The sequence below is a fragment of the Sphingomonas changbaiensis NBRC 104936 genome (genome assembly GCF_000974765.1).
In the GTDB taxonomy this organism is placed as follows: domain Bacteria; phylum Pseudomonadota; class Alphaproteobacteria; order Sphingomonadales; family Sphingomonadaceae; genus Sphingomonas_B; species Sphingomonas_B changbaiensis.
This window is the reverse complement of sequence record NZ_BBWU01000048.1, coordinates 18,019-32,513: the sequence shown is the minus strand read 5'-3', so window position 1 is coordinate 32,513 and position 14,495 is coordinate 18,019. Positions and strand designations below refer to the sequence as shown.

At 66.9% G+C, this 14,495-nt stretch carries 14 protein-coding genes; 8 read left to right on the top strand and 6 right to left on the bottom strand.

Going from position 1 to position 14,495, the window contains the following annotated elements:
* Window positions 1-48 precede the first annotated feature (48 nt).
* Window positions 49-1,032 carry an NAD(P)H-quinone oxidoreductase gene (locus tag SCH01S_RS12595; protein ID WP_046349353.1) on the bottom strand — a complete coding sequence of 328 codons (984 nt, stop codon included), beginning with the start codon at window positions 1,030-1,032 and terminating at the stop codon, window positions 49-51.
* A gap of 86 nt (window positions 1,033-1,118) precedes the next feature.
* On the opposite strand from SCH01S_RS12595, the gene SCH01S_RS12590 reads away from it, so the two are divergent.
* The 4 genes from SCH01S_RS12590 (at window position 1,119) to SCH01S_RS12575 (ending at window position 4,445) form a co-directional block, all read left to right on the top strand.
* Window positions 1,119-1,316, top strand: coding sequence for a DUF1192 domain-containing protein (locus SCH01S_RS12590; RefSeq protein WP_046349169.1), 198 nt, complete (start codon window positions 1,119-1,121; stop codon window positions 1,314-1,316).
* A gap of 135 nt (window positions 1,317-1,451) precedes the next feature.
* Window positions 1,452-3,764, top strand: coding sequence for an ATP-dependent Clp protease ATP-binding subunit ClpA (gene clpA / locus SCH01S_RS12585; RefSeq protein WP_046349168.1), 2,313 nt, complete (start codon window positions 1,452-1,454; stop codon window positions 3,762-3,764).
* A gap of 72 nt (window positions 3,765-3,836) precedes the next feature.
* Window positions 3,837-4,064, top strand: a complete 228-nt coding sequence (locus tag SCH01S_RS12580; protein WP_046349167.1) for an AbrB/MazE/SpoVT family DNA-binding domain-containing protein — start codon at window positions 3,837-3,839, stop codon at window positions 4,062-4,064.
* Window positions 4,065-4,445 (top strand): type II toxin-antitoxin system death-on-curing family toxin, encoded by a 381-nt coding sequence (locus SCH01S_RS12575; RefSeq protein ID WP_046349166.1) that lies wholly within the window; start codon window positions 4,065-4,067, stop codon window positions 4,443-4,445.
* Here SCH01S_RS12575 and SCH01S_RS12570 read toward each other — a convergent pair.
* Both SCH01S_RS12570 and aceA read right to left on the bottom strand, forming a co-directional pair.
* A complete protein-coding gene (locus SCH01S_RS12570; RefSeq protein ID WP_046349165.1) occupies window positions 4,442-5,722 on the bottom strand; it encodes an MFS transporter in 1,281 nt (426 codons plus the stop codon). The two genes, SCH01S_RS12575 and SCH01S_RS12570, sit on opposite strands and share 4 nt — an antisense overlap.
* A gap of 174 nt (window positions 5,723-5,896) precedes the next feature.
* Window positions 5,897-7,177 carry an isocitrate lyase gene (gene aceA / locus SCH01S_RS12565; RefSeq protein WP_046349164.1) on the bottom strand — a complete coding sequence of 427 codons (1,281 nt, stop codon included), beginning with the start codon at window positions 7,175-7,177 and terminating at the stop codon, window positions 5,897-5,899.
* Window positions 7,178-7,375: 198 nt separating this feature from the next.
* Here aceA and SCH01S_RS12560 point away from each other — a divergent pair, with 198 nt between their 5' ends.
* The 3 genes from SCH01S_RS12560 to SCH01S_RS12550 all read left to right on the top strand — a co-directional run bounded on the left by SCH01S_RS12560 (window position 7,376) and on the right by SCH01S_RS12550 (window position 11,597).
* The gene (locus SCH01S_RS12560) at window positions 7,376-8,755 is read left to right on the top strand and encodes a helix-turn-helix domain-containing protein (RefSeq protein WP_046349163.1); all 1,380 of its coding nucleotides are present in this window, start codon (window positions 7,376-7,378) and stop codon (window positions 8,753-8,755) included.
* A gap of 368 nt (window positions 8,756-9,123) precedes the next feature.
* Complete coding sequence (locus tag SCH01S_RS12555; protein WP_046349162.1) at window positions 9,124-10,725, top strand: matrixin family metalloprotease; 1,602 nt, start codon at window positions 9,124-9,126, stop codon at window positions 10,723-10,725.
* Between the two features lie 167 nt (window positions 10,726-10,892).
* Window positions 10,893-11,597: an NYN domain-containing protein gene (locus SCH01S_RS12550; protein WP_046349161.1), complete on the top strand. Its 705-nt coding sequence runs from the start codon at window positions 10,893-10,895 to the stop codon at window positions 11,595-11,597.
* 7 nt (window positions 11,598-11,604) lie between these two features.
* Here SCH01S_RS12550 and SCH01S_RS12545 read toward each other — a convergent pair whose 3' ends face one another.
* From SCH01S_RS12545 to SCH01S_RS12535, 3 genes are all read right to left on the bottom strand, one after another.
* Window positions 11,605-12,189: a L,D-transpeptidase family protein gene (locus SCH01S_RS12545; RefSeq protein ID WP_046349160.1), complete on the bottom strand. Its 585-nt coding sequence runs from the start codon at window positions 12,187-12,189 to the stop codon at window positions 11,605-11,607.
* Window positions 12,173-12,880, bottom strand: coding sequence for a PEPxxWA-CTERM sorting domain-containing protein (locus SCH01S_RS12540; protein ID WP_046349159.1), 708 nt, complete (start codon window positions 12,878-12,880; stop codon window positions 12,173-12,175). The genes SCH01S_RS12545 and SCH01S_RS12540 overlap by 17 nt, the downstream gene beginning before the upstream one ends.
* Before the next feature lie 206 nt (window positions 12,881-13,086).
* Window positions 13,087-13,404, bottom strand: a complete 318-nt coding sequence (locus tag SCH01S_RS12535; RefSeq protein WP_046349158.1) for a UrcA family protein — start codon at window positions 13,402-13,404, stop codon at window positions 13,087-13,089.
* A gap of 124 nt (window positions 13,405-13,528) precedes the next feature.
* Between SCH01S_RS12535 and SCH01S_RS12530 the strand changes: the two genes are divergently transcribed.
* A complete protein-coding gene (locus tag SCH01S_RS12530) occupies window positions 13,529-14,491 on the top strand; it encodes a LysR family transcriptional regulator (protein WP_084689560.1) in 963 nt (320 codons plus the stop codon).
* Window positions 14,492-14,495 lie beyond the last annotated feature (4 nt).

Below are 14,495 nucleotides of genomic sequence, written 5' to 3'. Positions count from 1 at the left end.
GACGGCGTCCACGCCAATCAGTTTCGACGAACCGCCGATAAGCCTCGCTTATCCACCCACCGTCAGCACGATCTTGCCGACATGGTCGCCCGCATCCATCCGGGCGTGCGCCTGGGCGGCCTCGGCCAGAGGAAACGTGGAGTCGATGACGGGCTTCAGCCGGCCGGCCCGCACGTGCGGCCAGACCATCCGGTCGAGCTCGTCGGCGACCAGCTGCTTGAACTCCCGGGAACGGGGACGGAGCGTCGATCCGGTCAGGGTCAGGCGGCGGCGCATGATGTCGAAGATCGGGATTTCGGCCGTAGCCCCGCGCTGGACCGCGATCGAGACGTGCCGGCCTTCCTCCGCCAGGCATTCGAGATTGCGCGACAGATAGTCGCCGCCGACCATGTCGATCACCGCCTGCACCCCTTTGCCGCCGGTGGCCTGCTTGGTTTCGGCGACGAAGTCCTGCGTCTTGTAGTTGATCGCGTGTTCCGCGCCGAGCTCCAGGGCGCGCGCGCATTTCTCGTCCGATCCGCAGGTGACGATCATCCTGAGGCCGAACAGCCTGGAAAGGCTGATCGCCATCGTGCCGATGCCGCTGGTGCCGCCATGGAGCAGCACCGCATCGCCGTCGCCGACGAACGCGCGCTCGAACAGGTTCACCCAGACGGTGAACAGTGTCTCCGGCATCGCCGCCGCTTCGACCAACGTCAGCGCTTCGGGCACGATCAGGCACGAGCCGGCGGGGGCGACCGCATATTCGGCATAGCCGCCGCCGGGGATCAAGGCGCAGACCGGCTGGCCGATCAGCGCCTCTTCGGCCAGGCCGCTGGCCGCGACGACCTGCCCGGCGACTTCCAGGCCCGGGATCGAAGGCGCGCCCGGGGGCGGCGGGTAGCCGCCCTGGCGCTGCAGCACGTCGGGGCGATTGACTCCCGCGGCCGCCACCTTGATCAGCACCTCGCCTTCGCCGGGGCTCGGCACGGGGCGCTCGACGGGCTTCAGCACCTCGGGCCCGCCGGGCGTCTCCGGGTCGATCGCGATCATCATCTTGGGCAAATCGATCACAGTCATCCCCAGAAAGCGTGAGCGCCCTAATTGACTTGGGGGCGTAGCGGGTCAACGTTCCGGTCATGGACCTGGACGATATCCTGCCGAAAAATCCGGGGGATCCGCTGGTTATGCTGCTGAAGCAGGACCTCGATCCGATGTCGGTCGAAGAGCTGCAGGCCCGGATCGCCGCGCTGGAAGGCGAGATCGCGCGCGCCAAAGGCAAGATCGAACGCGCGGTTAACCACCGCGCAAGCGCTGACGCTCTATTCAAGCGATGACTCGGCGCGGTGCCCTTTGTCACAGCGGCGGGCCGATGGAGACGGTAATATGCCGGGGTTGATGAACGGAAGACCGTCTCCGACATTAGGACAGAAGCGGTGCCCGGCACCCGCCGGGCCCCAGGAGTAACCTGAATGCCCTCTTTTGCCCCCGCGCTCGAGACCACGCTGCACAAGGCGCTGACGCAGGCGTCCAGCCGCCGCCACGAATATGCGACGCTCGAGCATCTTCTTCTCGCGCTGACCGACGACAGCGATGCATCCAAGGTGATGGTCGCCTGCGGCGTCGATCTGGGCGAGCTGAAGGACGCGGTCACCCATTATCTGGATACCGAGCTCGAGGCGCTGCGCGTCGAGGGCGAGACCGATCCGTCGCCGACCAGCGGCTTCCAGCGCGTCGTCCAGCGCGCGATCCTGCACGTGCAGTCGTCCGGCCGCGATGAAGTGACCGGCGCGAACGTGCTCGTCGCGCTGTTTTCCGAGCGCGAGAGCTACGCCGTCTATTTCCTCCAGCAGCAGGACATGAGCCGTCTCGATGCGGTCAGCTATATCAGCCACGGCGTCGGCAAGGGCGGCACGCCCCCGGAGACGCGCGAAGTGAAGGGCGCGGAAGAGGAAAAGACCCAGAAGGCCGAAGGCAAGCAGAAGAACGAGAGCGCGCTGAAGCAGTTCTGCGTCGATCTCAACGCCAAGGCCAAGGACGGCAAGGTCGATCCGCTGATCGGCCGCGGCCCGGAGGTCGACCGGACGATCCAGATCCTCTGCCGCCGGTCCAAGAACAATCCGCTCTATGTGGGCGATCCGGGCGTCGGCAAGACCGCGATCGCGGAAGGACTGGCGCGCAAGATCGTCGAGGGCGACGTGCCCGAAGTGCTGAAGCCCGCCGTCATCTACGCGCTCGACATGGGCGCGCTGCTGGCCGGCACGCGTTATCGCGGCGACTTCGAGGAGCGGCTGAAGGCGGTGGTGGGCGAGCTCGAGAAGCTGCCGCACGCGATCCTGTTCATCGACGAGATCCACACGGTGATCGGCGCCGGCGCGACCTCGGGCGGCGCGATGGACGCGTCGAACCTGTTGAAGCCGGCGCTGTCGGGCGGCGTGATCCGCTGCATCGGCTCGACCACCTACAAGGAGTTCCGCAACCACTTCGAGAAGGACCGCGCGCTGCTGCGGCGCTTCCAGAAGATCGACGTGAACGAGCCGACGGTCGAGGACACGATCAAGATCCTCGCCGGCTTGCGCTCGGCGTTCGAGAACCATCACAGCGTCAAGTACACGCCCGACGCGATCAAGTCGGCGGTGGAACTCTCGGCGCGCTACATCAACGACCGCAAGCTGCCCGACAAGGCGATCGACGTGATCGACGAAGTCGGGGCGATGCAGATGCTGGTGGCGCCGAACAAGCGCAAGAAAACGATCACCTCGAAGGAGATCGAGGCGGTGATCGCGACGATGGCGCGCATTCCGCCGAAGAGCGTGTCCGCCGACGACAAGAAGAGCCTCGAAAGCCTGGAAACCGACCTGAAGCGGGTCGTGTTCGGCCAGGATATCGCGATCGAGAAGCTGTCGTCGGCGATCAAGCTTAGCCGTGCCGGCCTGCGCGATCCCGACAAGCCGATTGGCAATTACCTGTTCACCGGCCCGACCGGCGTCGGCAAGACCGAGGTCGCGCGCCAGCTCGCCTCGATCATGGGCATTCCGCTCCAGCGGTTCGACATGTCCGAATATATGGAGCGCCACTCGGTCAGCCGGCTGATCGGCGCGCCTCCGGGCTATGTCGGCTATGATCAGGGCGGGCTCTTGACCGACGCGGTCGACCAGCAGCCCCATTCGGTGCTGCTGCTCGACGAGATCGAGAAGGCGCACCCGGACCTGTTCAACATCCTCCTTCAGGTGATGGACAACGGCAAGCTGACCGACCACCACGGCAAGACGGTCGATTTCAGGAACACGATCCTGATCATGACCACCAATGCCGGCGCGTCGGACATGGCGCGCGAGGCGCTGGGCTTCGGCGTTTCCAGCCGCGAGGGCGAGGACGAGGAAGCGGTCAAGCGGATGTTCACGCCGGAGTTCCGCAACCGCCTCGATGCGATCGTGCCGTTCGGCTATCTGCCGCCGGAAGTGGTTGCCCGCGTGGTCGACAAGTTCATCCTGCAGCTGGAGCTGCAGCTGGCCGACCGCGACGTGCACATCCAGCTCGACGACGACGCCAAGACGTGGCTGACCGCGAAGGGCTATGACAAGCTCTACGGCGCCCGCCCGATGGGCCGGCTGATCCAGGAAAAGGTCAAGCAGCCGCTCGCGGAAGAGCTGCTGTTCGGCAAGCTGGTCCATGGCGGCGAAGTGAAGGTCCACCTGAAGGACGAGGCCCTCGCCTTCGAGATCGTCGCCGCCCCGCCGAAGAAGCCCAAGAAGAAGGGCGCCAAGGCGGACGTGAAGGCGTAAGCCAGTCTGGAATGGAGCAGATCGGGGCGGCGTCGGTTTGAACCGGGGCCGCCCTTCTGTTATAACGATGGTATGAACAAGCCGCTGAAGGTCGTTAAGATCGGAAACTCCGCGGGCGTGATCCTCCCGCGGGATCTGCTTGCCAAGCTGCATGCCGAGCCGGGCGGGATGATTTCCGTCGAGACCAACGACGACGGAATCCGGCTGAAGCCGTTCGAGGCTGACTTCGAGGCCCAAATGGCGGCGGCGCGTGCTGTCATGGAGCGTAGAAAACGAGCCCTTCGCGAATTGGCGAAGTAGATGGCTCAATGGATTTGGGTCGGCGTTGACGCCGCCCTTGCGGCGCACCGCGCCCAGATCGCCGAACACGGCGGCGGAGACGGGGTTCGGGACGAAGCATTGCTGGAAAGCGCGCTCTCCAGACCGCTCAGCCTGGCCGCTTATGGCGAACCGGATGCAGCCGCGCTGGCGGCCGCGTACGCCTTCGGCCTGGCGCGAAACCATCCCTTTGTAGACGGCAACAAGCGCACGGCAGCGGTCGTCAGCGAAGCTTTTCTGAACCTGAATGGCTACGATCTGACGGCAACCGACCCTGAGGTGGTCGTAGCTTTCCTTGCGCTCGCAGCGGGCGAGTTGACCGAGGCTCAGATGGCCGACTGGTTCCGCCAGCACCTCGCTTAATCCTCCACGATCCGGCTCTGGTCGCGGGTTTCGGGCATGCGGAGGTAGACGATCAGGGACAGGCCGATCAGCGCGGCGACATAGGCGTAGAAGCCGCGTTCGAGGCCCTGGTCCTTGAGCCAGAGGGCGACCGCTTCGGCGGTGCCGCCGAAGAGCGTGTTGGCGAGCGCGTAGGGGAAAGCGACGCCGAGCGCGCGGATATGGGCGGGGAAGAGCTCGGCCTTCACCACCGCGTTGATCGAGGTGTAGCCGGTCACGATCAGCAGCGCGGCGCAGACGATCGCGAAGGCCATCCAGGGGTCACGCACCGTCTCCAGGGTCGTGAAGATCGGCCAGGTGAAGACGAGGCCCAGCACGCCGAAGCCGATCATCAGCGGCTTGCGGCCGATCCGGTCGGACAAGGCGCCCGCCAGCGGCTGGACGCACATGAACAGCAGCAGGGCGGCGGCCATGATCGCGCTTGCCGTCGCGGGGCTGAACCCCGAGGTGTTGGCGAGGAATTTCTGCAGGTAGATCGAATAGGCATAAAAGGCGAGCGTGCCGCCGGCGGTGAGCGCCATGACCGTGAATGCCTCGCGCGGATGGTCGCGGAACAGCGCGAGCGCGGTCGAGCGCGGCGCATCGGTGGCTTTCGCGTTCTCGAACGATTCGGTCTCGGCGAGGCGGCGGCGGATCCAGAAGACGATGACCGCGAGCGTACCGCCGACCAGGAACGGAATGCGCCAGCCCCAGGCGAACATGTCGTCCTTGGTCAGCACCGATCGGATGACCAGCAGTAGTGCGAGCGCGGTGAGCTGGCCGGCGATCAGGGTCACATATTGGAAGCTCGACCAGAAACCGCGGTGCTTCCGGCCCGCCATTTCCGAGAGGTAGGTCGCGCTGGCGCCGTATTCGCCGCCGAGGCTGAGGCCCTGGACCATGCGGGCGACGACCAGGATCAGCGGCGCGAGCGGGCCGATCTGCGCATAGGTGGGCGTCACCGCGATCGCGAGCGAGCCCGCGCACATCAGCGAGACAGACAGGGTCAGGCCCGCCTTGCGGCCCTGGCGGTCGGCATAAACGCCCATCAGCCAGCCGCCGATCGGGCGCATCAGGAAGCCGACCGCGAACACCGCGGCGGCGCTCAGCAGCTGGGCGGTGCGGTCCTCTGCCGGGAAGAAGGCGTGGGCGAAGTAGAGGGTGAAGGCGCTGTACGCGTACCAGTCATACCATTCGACCAGGTTCCCCGCCGATCCGCCGAGGATGGAACGGAGGCGGTGGGGTGTGCGGGCGTGCATGGGGCCTTCTAAGCAGGATCATGGCCTGTAGGACAGCCCTCTCCCTGCAGGGGAGAGGGCAGGCTGAGCGAAGCTCAGCCGGGAGAGGGGCCGAGCGCTGTACCACAGGACCCTCTCCCCGCTCGCGCCCGCAGGCGCGAGTCGACCCTCTCCCCTGAGGGAGAGGGTTGAGGGTCACGCCGCGTCCTTTTTGAACTGGGCGGCTTCGGTGCTTTCGGCGAGCGCGGTCGTCGACGCCGCGCCGCCCGACACCGCCTGGGCGACGAGGTCGAAATAGCCGGTGCCAACTTCGCGCTGGTGGCGGGTGGCGGTGTAGCCGGCGGCTTCGGCCGCGAATTCGGCCTGCTGGAGCTCCGAATAGGCGGCCATGCCGCGGTCCTTATAGCCGCGCGCCAGCTCGAACATGCCGTGATTGAGCTGGTGGAAGCCGGCGAGCGTCACGAACTGGAATTTGTAGCCCATCGCGCCGAGCTCGCGCTGGAACTTCGCGATCGTGTCCTTGTCGAGCTTCGCTTCCCAGTTGAACGAGGGCGAGCAATTATAGGCCATCATCTTACCCGGGTGCGCCTTCTGCACGGCCTCGGCGAAACGCCTGGCGTCCTCGAGATTGGGGTGGCTGGTTTCCCACCACAAGAGATCGGCGTGCTCGGCAAAGGCGATGCCGCGCTTGATGCAGTAATCGACGCCGGTGCCCTCCTTCAGACGGAAGAAGCCCTCGGGCGTGCGCTCGCCGGTCAGGAATTCATGGTCACGCTCGTCGACGTCGGAGGTGATCAGCTTCGCTGATTCCGCATCGGTGCGGGCGACGAGGACGGTCGGCACGCCGCACACGTCCGCCGCCAGCCGGGCGGCGTTGAGGTTGCGGATGTGCGCCTGGGTCGGGATCAGCACCTTGCCGCCCAAGTGGCCGCACTTCTTTTCGGAAGCGAGCTGGTCCTCGAAATGCACGCCGGCCGCGCCCGCCTCGATATAGGCTTTCATGATCTCGAAGCAGTTGAGCGGCCCCCCAAAGCCCGCCTCGGCGTCGGCGACGATCGGCACGAACCAGTCGCGCTTGGCGCCGCCTTCGCTATGCTCGATCTGGTCCGCGCGCTGCAGCGTGCGGTTGATTTTCCGGCACAGCTCCGGCCCGGCATTGGCGGGGTAGAGCGACTGGTCCGGATACATGGCGCCGGCGGTATTGGCGTCGGCCGCGACTTGCCAGCCGGAGAGGTAGATGGCTTTGAGGCCGGCGCGGACCATCTGCATCGCCTGGTTGCCACTGAGAGCGCCGAGCGCATTGATGTACGGTTCCGACTTCAGCAGCTCCCACAGCTTCAGCGCGCCCCGCCTGGCAAGCGTATGCTCGATCGGCACCGAACCGCGCAGCCGCTCGACGTCCGCAGCGGTGTAGGTGCGGCGGATGCCGTCGAACCGGCCCTCGGGCGCGACGACGAGATGGGCGAAGTCGGTCATGTGCAATCCCTTTACAAATCTTTCCCTCGACATGGGCAAAATGGACGAGTTGAACATGGATTCAGCAAAATTCCCGACCGGTTTCGCGTGAAGCTGTTCGCGTCCGCAGCCAGCGCGGACGTGCGCAAGTAAATTATTGACAAGAGAGTGCGTTGCATGACACTGGAACGTAGCAGGAACGCAGGCGTGTAGGACAGCATGGCGAAGCTGATCGCGGGGCATCAGGTGCGCAAGGTTCGGCGACAGGCCGGGCTGTCCCAGGCGGCGATGGCCGAGCAGCTGGGCATTTCGGCGAGCTATCTGAACCTGATCGAGCGCAACCAGCGGCCGCTGACCGCGCAATTGCTGGTGCGGCTGACGGAGCTTTACGACTTCGACCCGCGCGCGCTGAACGCGGCCGCGCCGGGGGGCGGCGGCGACGCGATCCGGCGGCGGCTGGGCGACCCGATGTTTGCCGACCTGGAGATCGACCGCACCGAGCTGGAGGAATGGCTGGCCGCGGCGCCCGGCGGCGCCGAAGCCTTTGCGCGCGCCTATGACCGGATCGGCGGCGGGGCGGCCGCGACCGCAGCCGGCGACGACCCGCTGGCGGCGGTGCGGCGCGAGGTCGAGCGCTGGCGCAACCATTTCCCCGACCTGGATGCGGCCGCGGAGGCGCTGGCGGACGAGCTGCGGCTGTCGGCCGGCGACCTGTATGCGGCGATCGCCGAGCGGCTGCGGGTCAAGCATAGCCTGACCATCCGCGTGCTGCCGGTCGAAGTGCTGCCCGATGCACTGCGAAGGCTCGACCTGCACGCGCGCCAGCTCCAGCTATCGGAAATGCTGGACCCGGCGTCGCGGACGTTCCAGGCGGCGTTCCAGCTGGGGGCGATCGAGGCGCGGGCGGAGATCGACGCGCTGGTGAAAGGCGCCGGCCTGGCCGAGCGCGCGGCCGAGCGGCTCTATCGCCGGCACCTGACCTCCTATTTCGCGGCCGCGCTGATGATGCCGTATGCGCGGTTCCTGCGCGCGTGCGAGGCGACCGGCTATGAGGTGGAGCTGCTGCAGCGCCGGTTCGGCGCCGGGTACGAGCAGGTCGCACACCGGCTGACCACGCTGCAACGGGTCGGCGCGCGCGGGCTCCCGTTTTTCATGATCCGGATCGATCGCGCGGGGCAGGCGAGCAAGCGCTACGCCGGCGCGAGCGGCGCGGTGCTGGTGGAAGCCGAAGGGCGCTGCCCCTTATGGCGGCTGCACAACGCGTTCGACCGGCCGGGGCGGATCGAGCGCGACCTGGTCGAGCTTCAGTCGGGGGAGCGCTGGTTCACCCTTGCCCGCACCGTCCATCCGCAGGGCGCGCGCGCCGGGCAGGTCTCGGCCGAGTTCGTGGTCGGCCTGGGGCTGACCGCCGACCTGGCCGGGAGCCTCGCGCTCGCGCGCGGGCTGGACCTGACTGGCGCCGCCACCCCGATCGGCCTTGGCTGCCGATCCTGCACCCGTCCGCAATGCCCCCAGCGCAGCGCCCCGCCTGCCGGCCGCGCTCTGCTGTTCAACGACCGGGAACGGGGGTTGAGCGCGTTCAGCTTTGTCGAGGATTGAGGGGCGTCAGCTAGGCTGCTGCCCGCTCCTTTAGCGACCCAGAATCCGGGGGCGGCACCAGATGGGGCGCCCCCGCGGCTCTCTCTGCCTGGCCTCCGCGCTCAGCGAGCGCAGTGGTGACTCGGCCGTCTGGCCTTCGCAAAGTCCGACATCCAATCTGGATCAATTAAATGAAAATGACTGACCAACTTATATCAAGTTGGCACACGAATTCGCTATTGGCCTTCTCTCCTAATTGATTTGCAAAGGCCCGACGCGAGGCGCATCTTTTCTTTTCTCTTCGAGAAAAGGAGCGAACAATGCCTCCTGTGACCTGGAATTCCATTCAGAAACAACTTGTTGGTTCTGGACTCCTCAACAAGGACTCCGTGTTCGAGATTGCGGAGGATGGCAGGTTGCCCGACGACCTGATTGTGGCTGTGAAGCGGGCGGAGCTGGTGACCGGCCATCGACTGGTCAGCAGCAATCTCAGCTTCCAGGACCTGGAGCGGCTCGCGCCACTGACCGAGTTTCTGGCGCTGAACTTTTGCGGCGTGCCCGATCGCAGCGGCGGATTGACGCCGCTGACCGCGGGCTCTCCCGGCGGCCGCTGGAGTCGAGGAAATCTCAGCGTATCGATCAATCCGGCGGGGGCGAACTTGGTCAATCCGCCGGGCGCGCCAGCGACGAACCCCACCGCGATCATCGCTGCGGCATTCGGCCTGTGGCAGACCGCGTGCCCGTTCTTTTCCTTCAGGTTCGTTCCCCCCGGCACCGGCGAGGACGTACGCGTCGTCTTTGGCGGAACGAACGTCGATCCGGCGTTCACAGGCGCCGGCGGCGTGCTGGCCTCCGCCGGCTATCCGCCCAGAGGCAATCTTCAGTTCGACTTCAACGAGACATGGTCGCCGACCAGATTGCTCGGCGTCTGTCTTCACGAGATCGGGCATCTGCTGGGCCTGAGCCATTCGAACAATCCGAACGGACTTATGTACCCGTTCGCAACGCCCGGCGTGGTGGTGGACGCCGAGTCGAGAGAGGCGATCAACGCGCTCTATGGCTGGCAAGCACAGCAACGGCTCGGCGACCGCGGCACCAGCCATCGCGCGATGCTTGCGACTACCAGCAGCGTCAACTTCACTTCCCGTCTGGAAACCCTGCACATGGTATGGAAGGGCGTCGAGGGGGACAGCGGAATCTATCATTCCACCTTGGGCGGAAACTGGTCGCCGCAGGAGCGGGTTCCCAACGTCGGCTGCTCGTTCAGCCCCGCCATCACCACGGTTCCCGTGCCCGGATCCCAGACGTTGGCGACGGGACTGCTGATGGCATGGAAAGGCGTGCACGACGATCAAGGGATTTATTGGACGCGCAACCTGGGCTTCGGCTGGGAACCGCAACGGCGCATCACCGGCGTCGGCACCAGCGCGGCGCCGGCGCTCGCGAATGTGGCCGGCCAGGTCCGCATGGCCTGGAAGGGCGTCGATGGCGACGGCGGCATTTACTGGTCGAGCTACGACGGCAACGAGGGCTGGTCGCCGCAAGCGAACATCCGCGGCATCGGGACGACCGACTCTCCTGCCCTGGTCGGGCTCAACGGCGTCTTGCACATGTTCTGGAAGGGCATTGAAGGAGACGCCACTGCCTATCATTCGTCCTTCGATTTCGCGAACGACCCGATCTGGAGACCGCAGCGACAGATCGAATATTTCTCTTATGAGACCGGCGGCGGGATCGCGCTGGCGATCGGCACGACCAACGCTCTCTCCGCCACCCAGCGCGGCAACAAGATTCTGCTGACCTGGAAAGGCGTGGAGGGCGACCAGCAAATCTGGTTCAGCCTTTTCGACGGCAACGAGTTCAGCGGCCAGACCGCCGTGGCAGGTGTCGGCACCTCCGTCGGCCCGGCAGTCGCCGATATGGGCGGACGCAGCTTCATGGCCTGGAAGGGCGTCGACGGAGACAGCAACATCTATTGGTCGGTGCTTTAGCGATAATCCGGCCACCAGGACGCTTCAGGACCAAGCCCCTGGGTGCCGGCTGCGCGCATCGCTGACTGTCCTGGACGTACGTCGCCGAAGGCGTTGCGAGGTCGCCATCGCCGCACCCGAACATGCTCGACGGTTGCGGAGGTGTCCGGCCAATGCGAAACAGGGCCATGACCGCGCCCTCCCCGACCGCCAACATCGCCCTGCTGATCGATGCCGACAATGCGTCGCCCGACAGCCTGGAGGGCGTGCTGACCGTGCTTGCCGAGCTGGGCGCGGTGAATGTGCGGCGGGTCTACGGGAACTGGAGCAAGGCGTCGCTGAAAGGATGGGCGGCGATGACGCACGCCCAGGCGCTTGATCCGCAACAGCAATTCGACGTGACCAAGGGCAAGAACGCGACCGACATGAAGATGGTGATCGACGCAATGGACCTGTTGCATCGCGGCACCGTCCAAGGCTTCGGCATCATGTCGAGCGACAGCGACTTCATGCCCCTTGCCATGCGCATCCGGCAGGACGGGCTGCCCGTCTATGGTTTCGGCACGGCCAAGACGCCGGAGAGCTTTCGCCAGGCCTGCACCCGTTTCATCGATGTCGGCGCGCTCGAGGCATACGCGCAGGACGCCGCGCCGGCCGACAAGCCGGAAGTCGATCCGGCGCTGGTTGAGCTGTTGGGCGATGCGGTGAAGGCCTCGAAGCGCGACGAACGGGGCTTTGCCAGCCTGTCGGAAGTCGGCCAGCGGGCGAGCGCGCGATCATCGTTCGATGCGCGAACCTATGGCTATGCACGGCTGTCGGAACTGATCGACGCCCTGCCGAACTTCACGACCGAACGGCGCGACAACGGCGTGTTCGTGAAGCGCGTCCACTGAGCGCGGATCAGACGATCACCACCGCGTCGCCGACACGGGCCTGGTCGAACAGCTTTCGCGCGAACGGTTCGGGCAGGCCGATGCAGCCGTGGGTCGCGCGCCCTTCGCGGACGTTGCTGGCGTGGATCGAGACGCCGTCGCCGGTCAGCCGCAGCGTGTAGGGCATCGCCGCGTCGTAGAGGCTGGAGCGGTGGTCGCGGTCCTTGGCCAGGATCGGATAGCGGCCGGCCGGCGTCGGCTTGTCGGGGGCGCCATAGAGAATGACGGCGGTGCCGATCTCGTCACCGCCGCGGAACACCGAGATCAGCTGGGCATCGCGGTCGATCCGCACCCAGAGCGGGCCGGGCGGCACGTCGCGGTCGTTCCAGACGAACTCGCCATAGCGCATCGGCCCGGCGACCGCGAGCAGGCTTGCCACCGGCTGCGGCGCACCCTCCAGCGGCAGCGGACGCGCCGGGGTCGCGACGATGCGCAGGGCGGGCGCGATATAGGCCGGGGCGTCCGCGCCGACCTGCGACACGCCGAACAAGACCGCCACGGCGGTCGCCGCGCGCAGGCCCCAGCGGGCGAGGTGCCTAGCCGGCGGGTACATCGGCGAGCAGCAGCACGCGCTGACAGCAAAGCATCGGAAGCGTGCGTACGATCCGCATCAGCACCCGCCTGCGGCGCCAGGCCGCTCCGACGATGCCGAAGCCCAGGATCATCAGCGCCCAGGTGGACGGCTCCGGAATCGACGGCGGCGGTGGCGGCGGGCCTCCTCCGCCCGGCAGGAAGATGCCGCCGACTGCAGTGGTAATGGGCGGATTGATGCCTTCGAAGCAGCAGGGGACGGCGGGCCGCTCGCCAAAGACCGGCACTGGCCCCGCGATCACCGGAACGAAGCCAGGCGCGAGCTCGGCGCTTTCGAACAGCAGCGGCACCGGCGCAGGCGGCGGCGCCAGGATCGGCAGCGCGGGCGCCGGCCGGCGCGGCCGCGGCGCCGCGTGGACGATGCGGTGCGGCGCCGCGCGGGGATGCTTTATCTTGACCAGATCGGCATGGGCCCGCAGGCCCGGGGACCGCGCGCGGATATAGTCGGCCGCGCTTTTCGCGACCGACTGGCCCGCCGCGATCAGCCGCGCCCCCGGCCCGGTTTCCGGCGCGACCGCAAGCAGCGCGCAGGCGGCGGCGAGCCCGGCCGCCTTGGTGCCGACGATGCCGGCTTCGGACAGCCGGGCACGGCCGCGGCTGTCCACGACGAAATGCTGCCCGCCTTTCGAAGGCCTCGCGAAAAACACGCGCATGCGACCAGTTCTCCCGAGCGACCGGCGCGAATACATGGCCCGCGACTAATCACTCAATTGAACATTCGATTACATGCAAAGTTTCATTTCGACAACGGCCAGACGAAACCTGTCCACGATTATCCGAATACTTGTTTCGCGAGCGTAGCGATGAGCAGACAAGGCGGCTTTCCTGAATCGGAAGCCGCCTTGCACGTTCGGGAGAATCAGCGGCCGGAGGCGACGAGCACCGGTGCGGCGCCGGCTGCGAGCCGGACGATGCGGTCGCGCGCGGCGGCCGCGGCGGCGCGGACATCCGCGCGGCATTGATCGAGCCTGGCCGGCCCGCGCGGATCGGCCGCCGACGACGTTCCGCACAGCGCCGACGCGGCGTGGAGGATGCGCAGGTCGAGCGCGCGCACGCCGGCGACGGTGCCGAGATCGAGGCCGGCGGTGCTGACCGTCGCCCGCGCACTCACCGGCTGGGCGGACAGCGGGCTCGCGATGCTGAGCAGAGCGAGCGGGATCAGGAACGGTGTTTTCATGACGGGTCTCCAGGGTTCGAAGGGGAGCCGTCGGCGCCAACGTGAGACTGTATTTAGGCCCGGCGAGCGCCCGATGTTAGCAACGATGTTGCAGACTCGTTCTGCAAAAGTGCAGAATGGGCGCATGTTCGACTGGAACGACGCGCGCTATTTCCTGGCCGTCGCCGAGAGCGGCAGCACGCTTTCGGCGGGACGCGCGCTGCGCGTCAGCCAGACGACAGTCGCGCGGCGGATCGCGGCGCTGGAAGAAGCGCTGGGGCTGGAGCTGTTCGACAAGCGCCGTGCCGGATATGCGCTGACGCCCGCGGGCGAGACGCTGCTTGTCGAAGCGCGTCACGTCCAGACCTCGGCGCTGGCGATGGCGGAAACGGCGGCGGCGCAGAAGCGCGAAGGCACCGGGACGGTGCGGCTGACCGCGGAAGAGTCGTTCGTCGTTTCGGTGCTGCCGCCGATGCTGCGCGACTTGCGGGACCTGCATCCCGGCATCGTCATCGAACTCGACGCCAGCGAAGAAGTGCGCGACCTGGAAGCCGGCGCGGCCGATATCGCGATCCGCATCACCAAGAAGCTGGAAGGCGGCGGCCTGGTCGGGCGGCGGGTCGGCGAGGACCTGTGGACCGTCTATTGCAGCCGCGACTATGCCGAGGCGCATGGCGCGCTGCGCAACCGGCGCGAGCTGGCGGGGCATCCGCTGATCGGCGGCGGCGGCGGCAGCATCGGCCGCTATTATTCAGCCTGGCTGAAGGACAATGGCCTGGAGCATGCCATCGCGATGACGCACGGCACAGTGACGGGGCTGCTTTCGGCGGTGCGGTCGGGCCTGGGTTGCGCGGCGCTGCCCTGCACCGTCGCCGAGCTGGACGAGGCGCTGATCCGCTGCCTGCCGCCGGCGGCCGGCATGCGCGAGGTCTGGCTGCTGACCCACGAACGCATGCGCCACACGCCGAGAGTGCGCATCGTGCTCGATTTCCTGGGCGACCGGCTGCTGCGCCACGCCAGGCAGGTCGAAGCGAGCCTCAGGGAACGGCCGGCCGGGATTGCGGACGCACGGCAATCCGTTACCGTCCCCGCTCGAATCGAGGAGTGAACGG

Bases quoted from the DNA above. Each gene is read 5' to 3' on its own strand.
- SCH01S_RS12595 (WP_046349353.1), bottom strand. From the start codon at position 1,032: ATGATCGCGATCGACCCGGAGACGCCCGGCGGGCCCGAGGTGCTGAAG.
- SCH01S_RS12590 (WP_046349169.1), top strand. From the start codon at position 1,119: ATGGACCTGGACGATATCCTGCCGAAAAATCCGGGGGATCCGCTGGTT.
- clpA (WP_046349168.1), top strand. From the start codon at position 1,452: ATGCCCTCTTTTGCCCCCGCGCTCGAGACCACGCTGCACAAGGCGCTG.
- SCH01S_RS12580 (WP_046349167.1), top strand. From the start codon at position 3,837: ATGAACAAGCCGCTGAAGGTCGTTAAGATCGGAAACTCCGCGGGCGTG.
- SCH01S_RS12575 (WP_046349166.1), top strand. From the start codon at position 4,065: ATGGCTCAATGGATTTGGGTCGGCGTTGACGCCGCCCTTGCGGCGCAC.
- SCH01S_RS12570 (WP_046349165.1), bottom strand. From the start codon at position 5,722: ATGCACGCCCGCACACCCCACCGCCTCCGTTCCATCCTCGGCGGATCG.
- aceA (WP_046349164.1), bottom strand. From the start codon at position 7,177: ATGACCGACTTCGCCCATCTCGTCGTCGCGCCCGAGGGCCGGTTCGAC.
- SCH01S_RS12560 (WP_046349163.1), top strand. From the start codon at position 7,376: ATGGCGAAGCTGATCGCGGGGCATCAGGTGCGCAAGGTTCGGCGACAG.
- SCH01S_RS12550 (WP_046349161.1), top strand. From the start codon at position 10,893: ATGACCGCGCCCTCCCCGACCGCCAACATCGCCCTGCTGATCGATGCC.
- SCH01S_RS12545 (WP_046349160.1), bottom strand. From the start codon at position 12,189: ATGTACCCGCCGGCTAGGCACCTCGCCCGCTGGGGCCTGCGCGCGGCG.
- SCH01S_RS12540 (WP_046349159.1), bottom strand. From the start codon at position 12,880: ATGCGCGTGTTTTTCGCGAGGCCTTCGAAAGGCGGGCAGCATTTCGTC.
- SCH01S_RS12535 (WP_046349158.1), bottom strand. From the start codon at position 13,404: ATGAAAACACCGTTCCTGATCCCGCTCGCTCTGCTCAGCATCGCGAGC.
- SCH01S_RS12530 (WP_084689560.1), top strand. From the start codon at position 13,529: ATGTTCGACTGGAACGACGCGCGCTATTTCCTGGCCGTCGCCGAGAGC.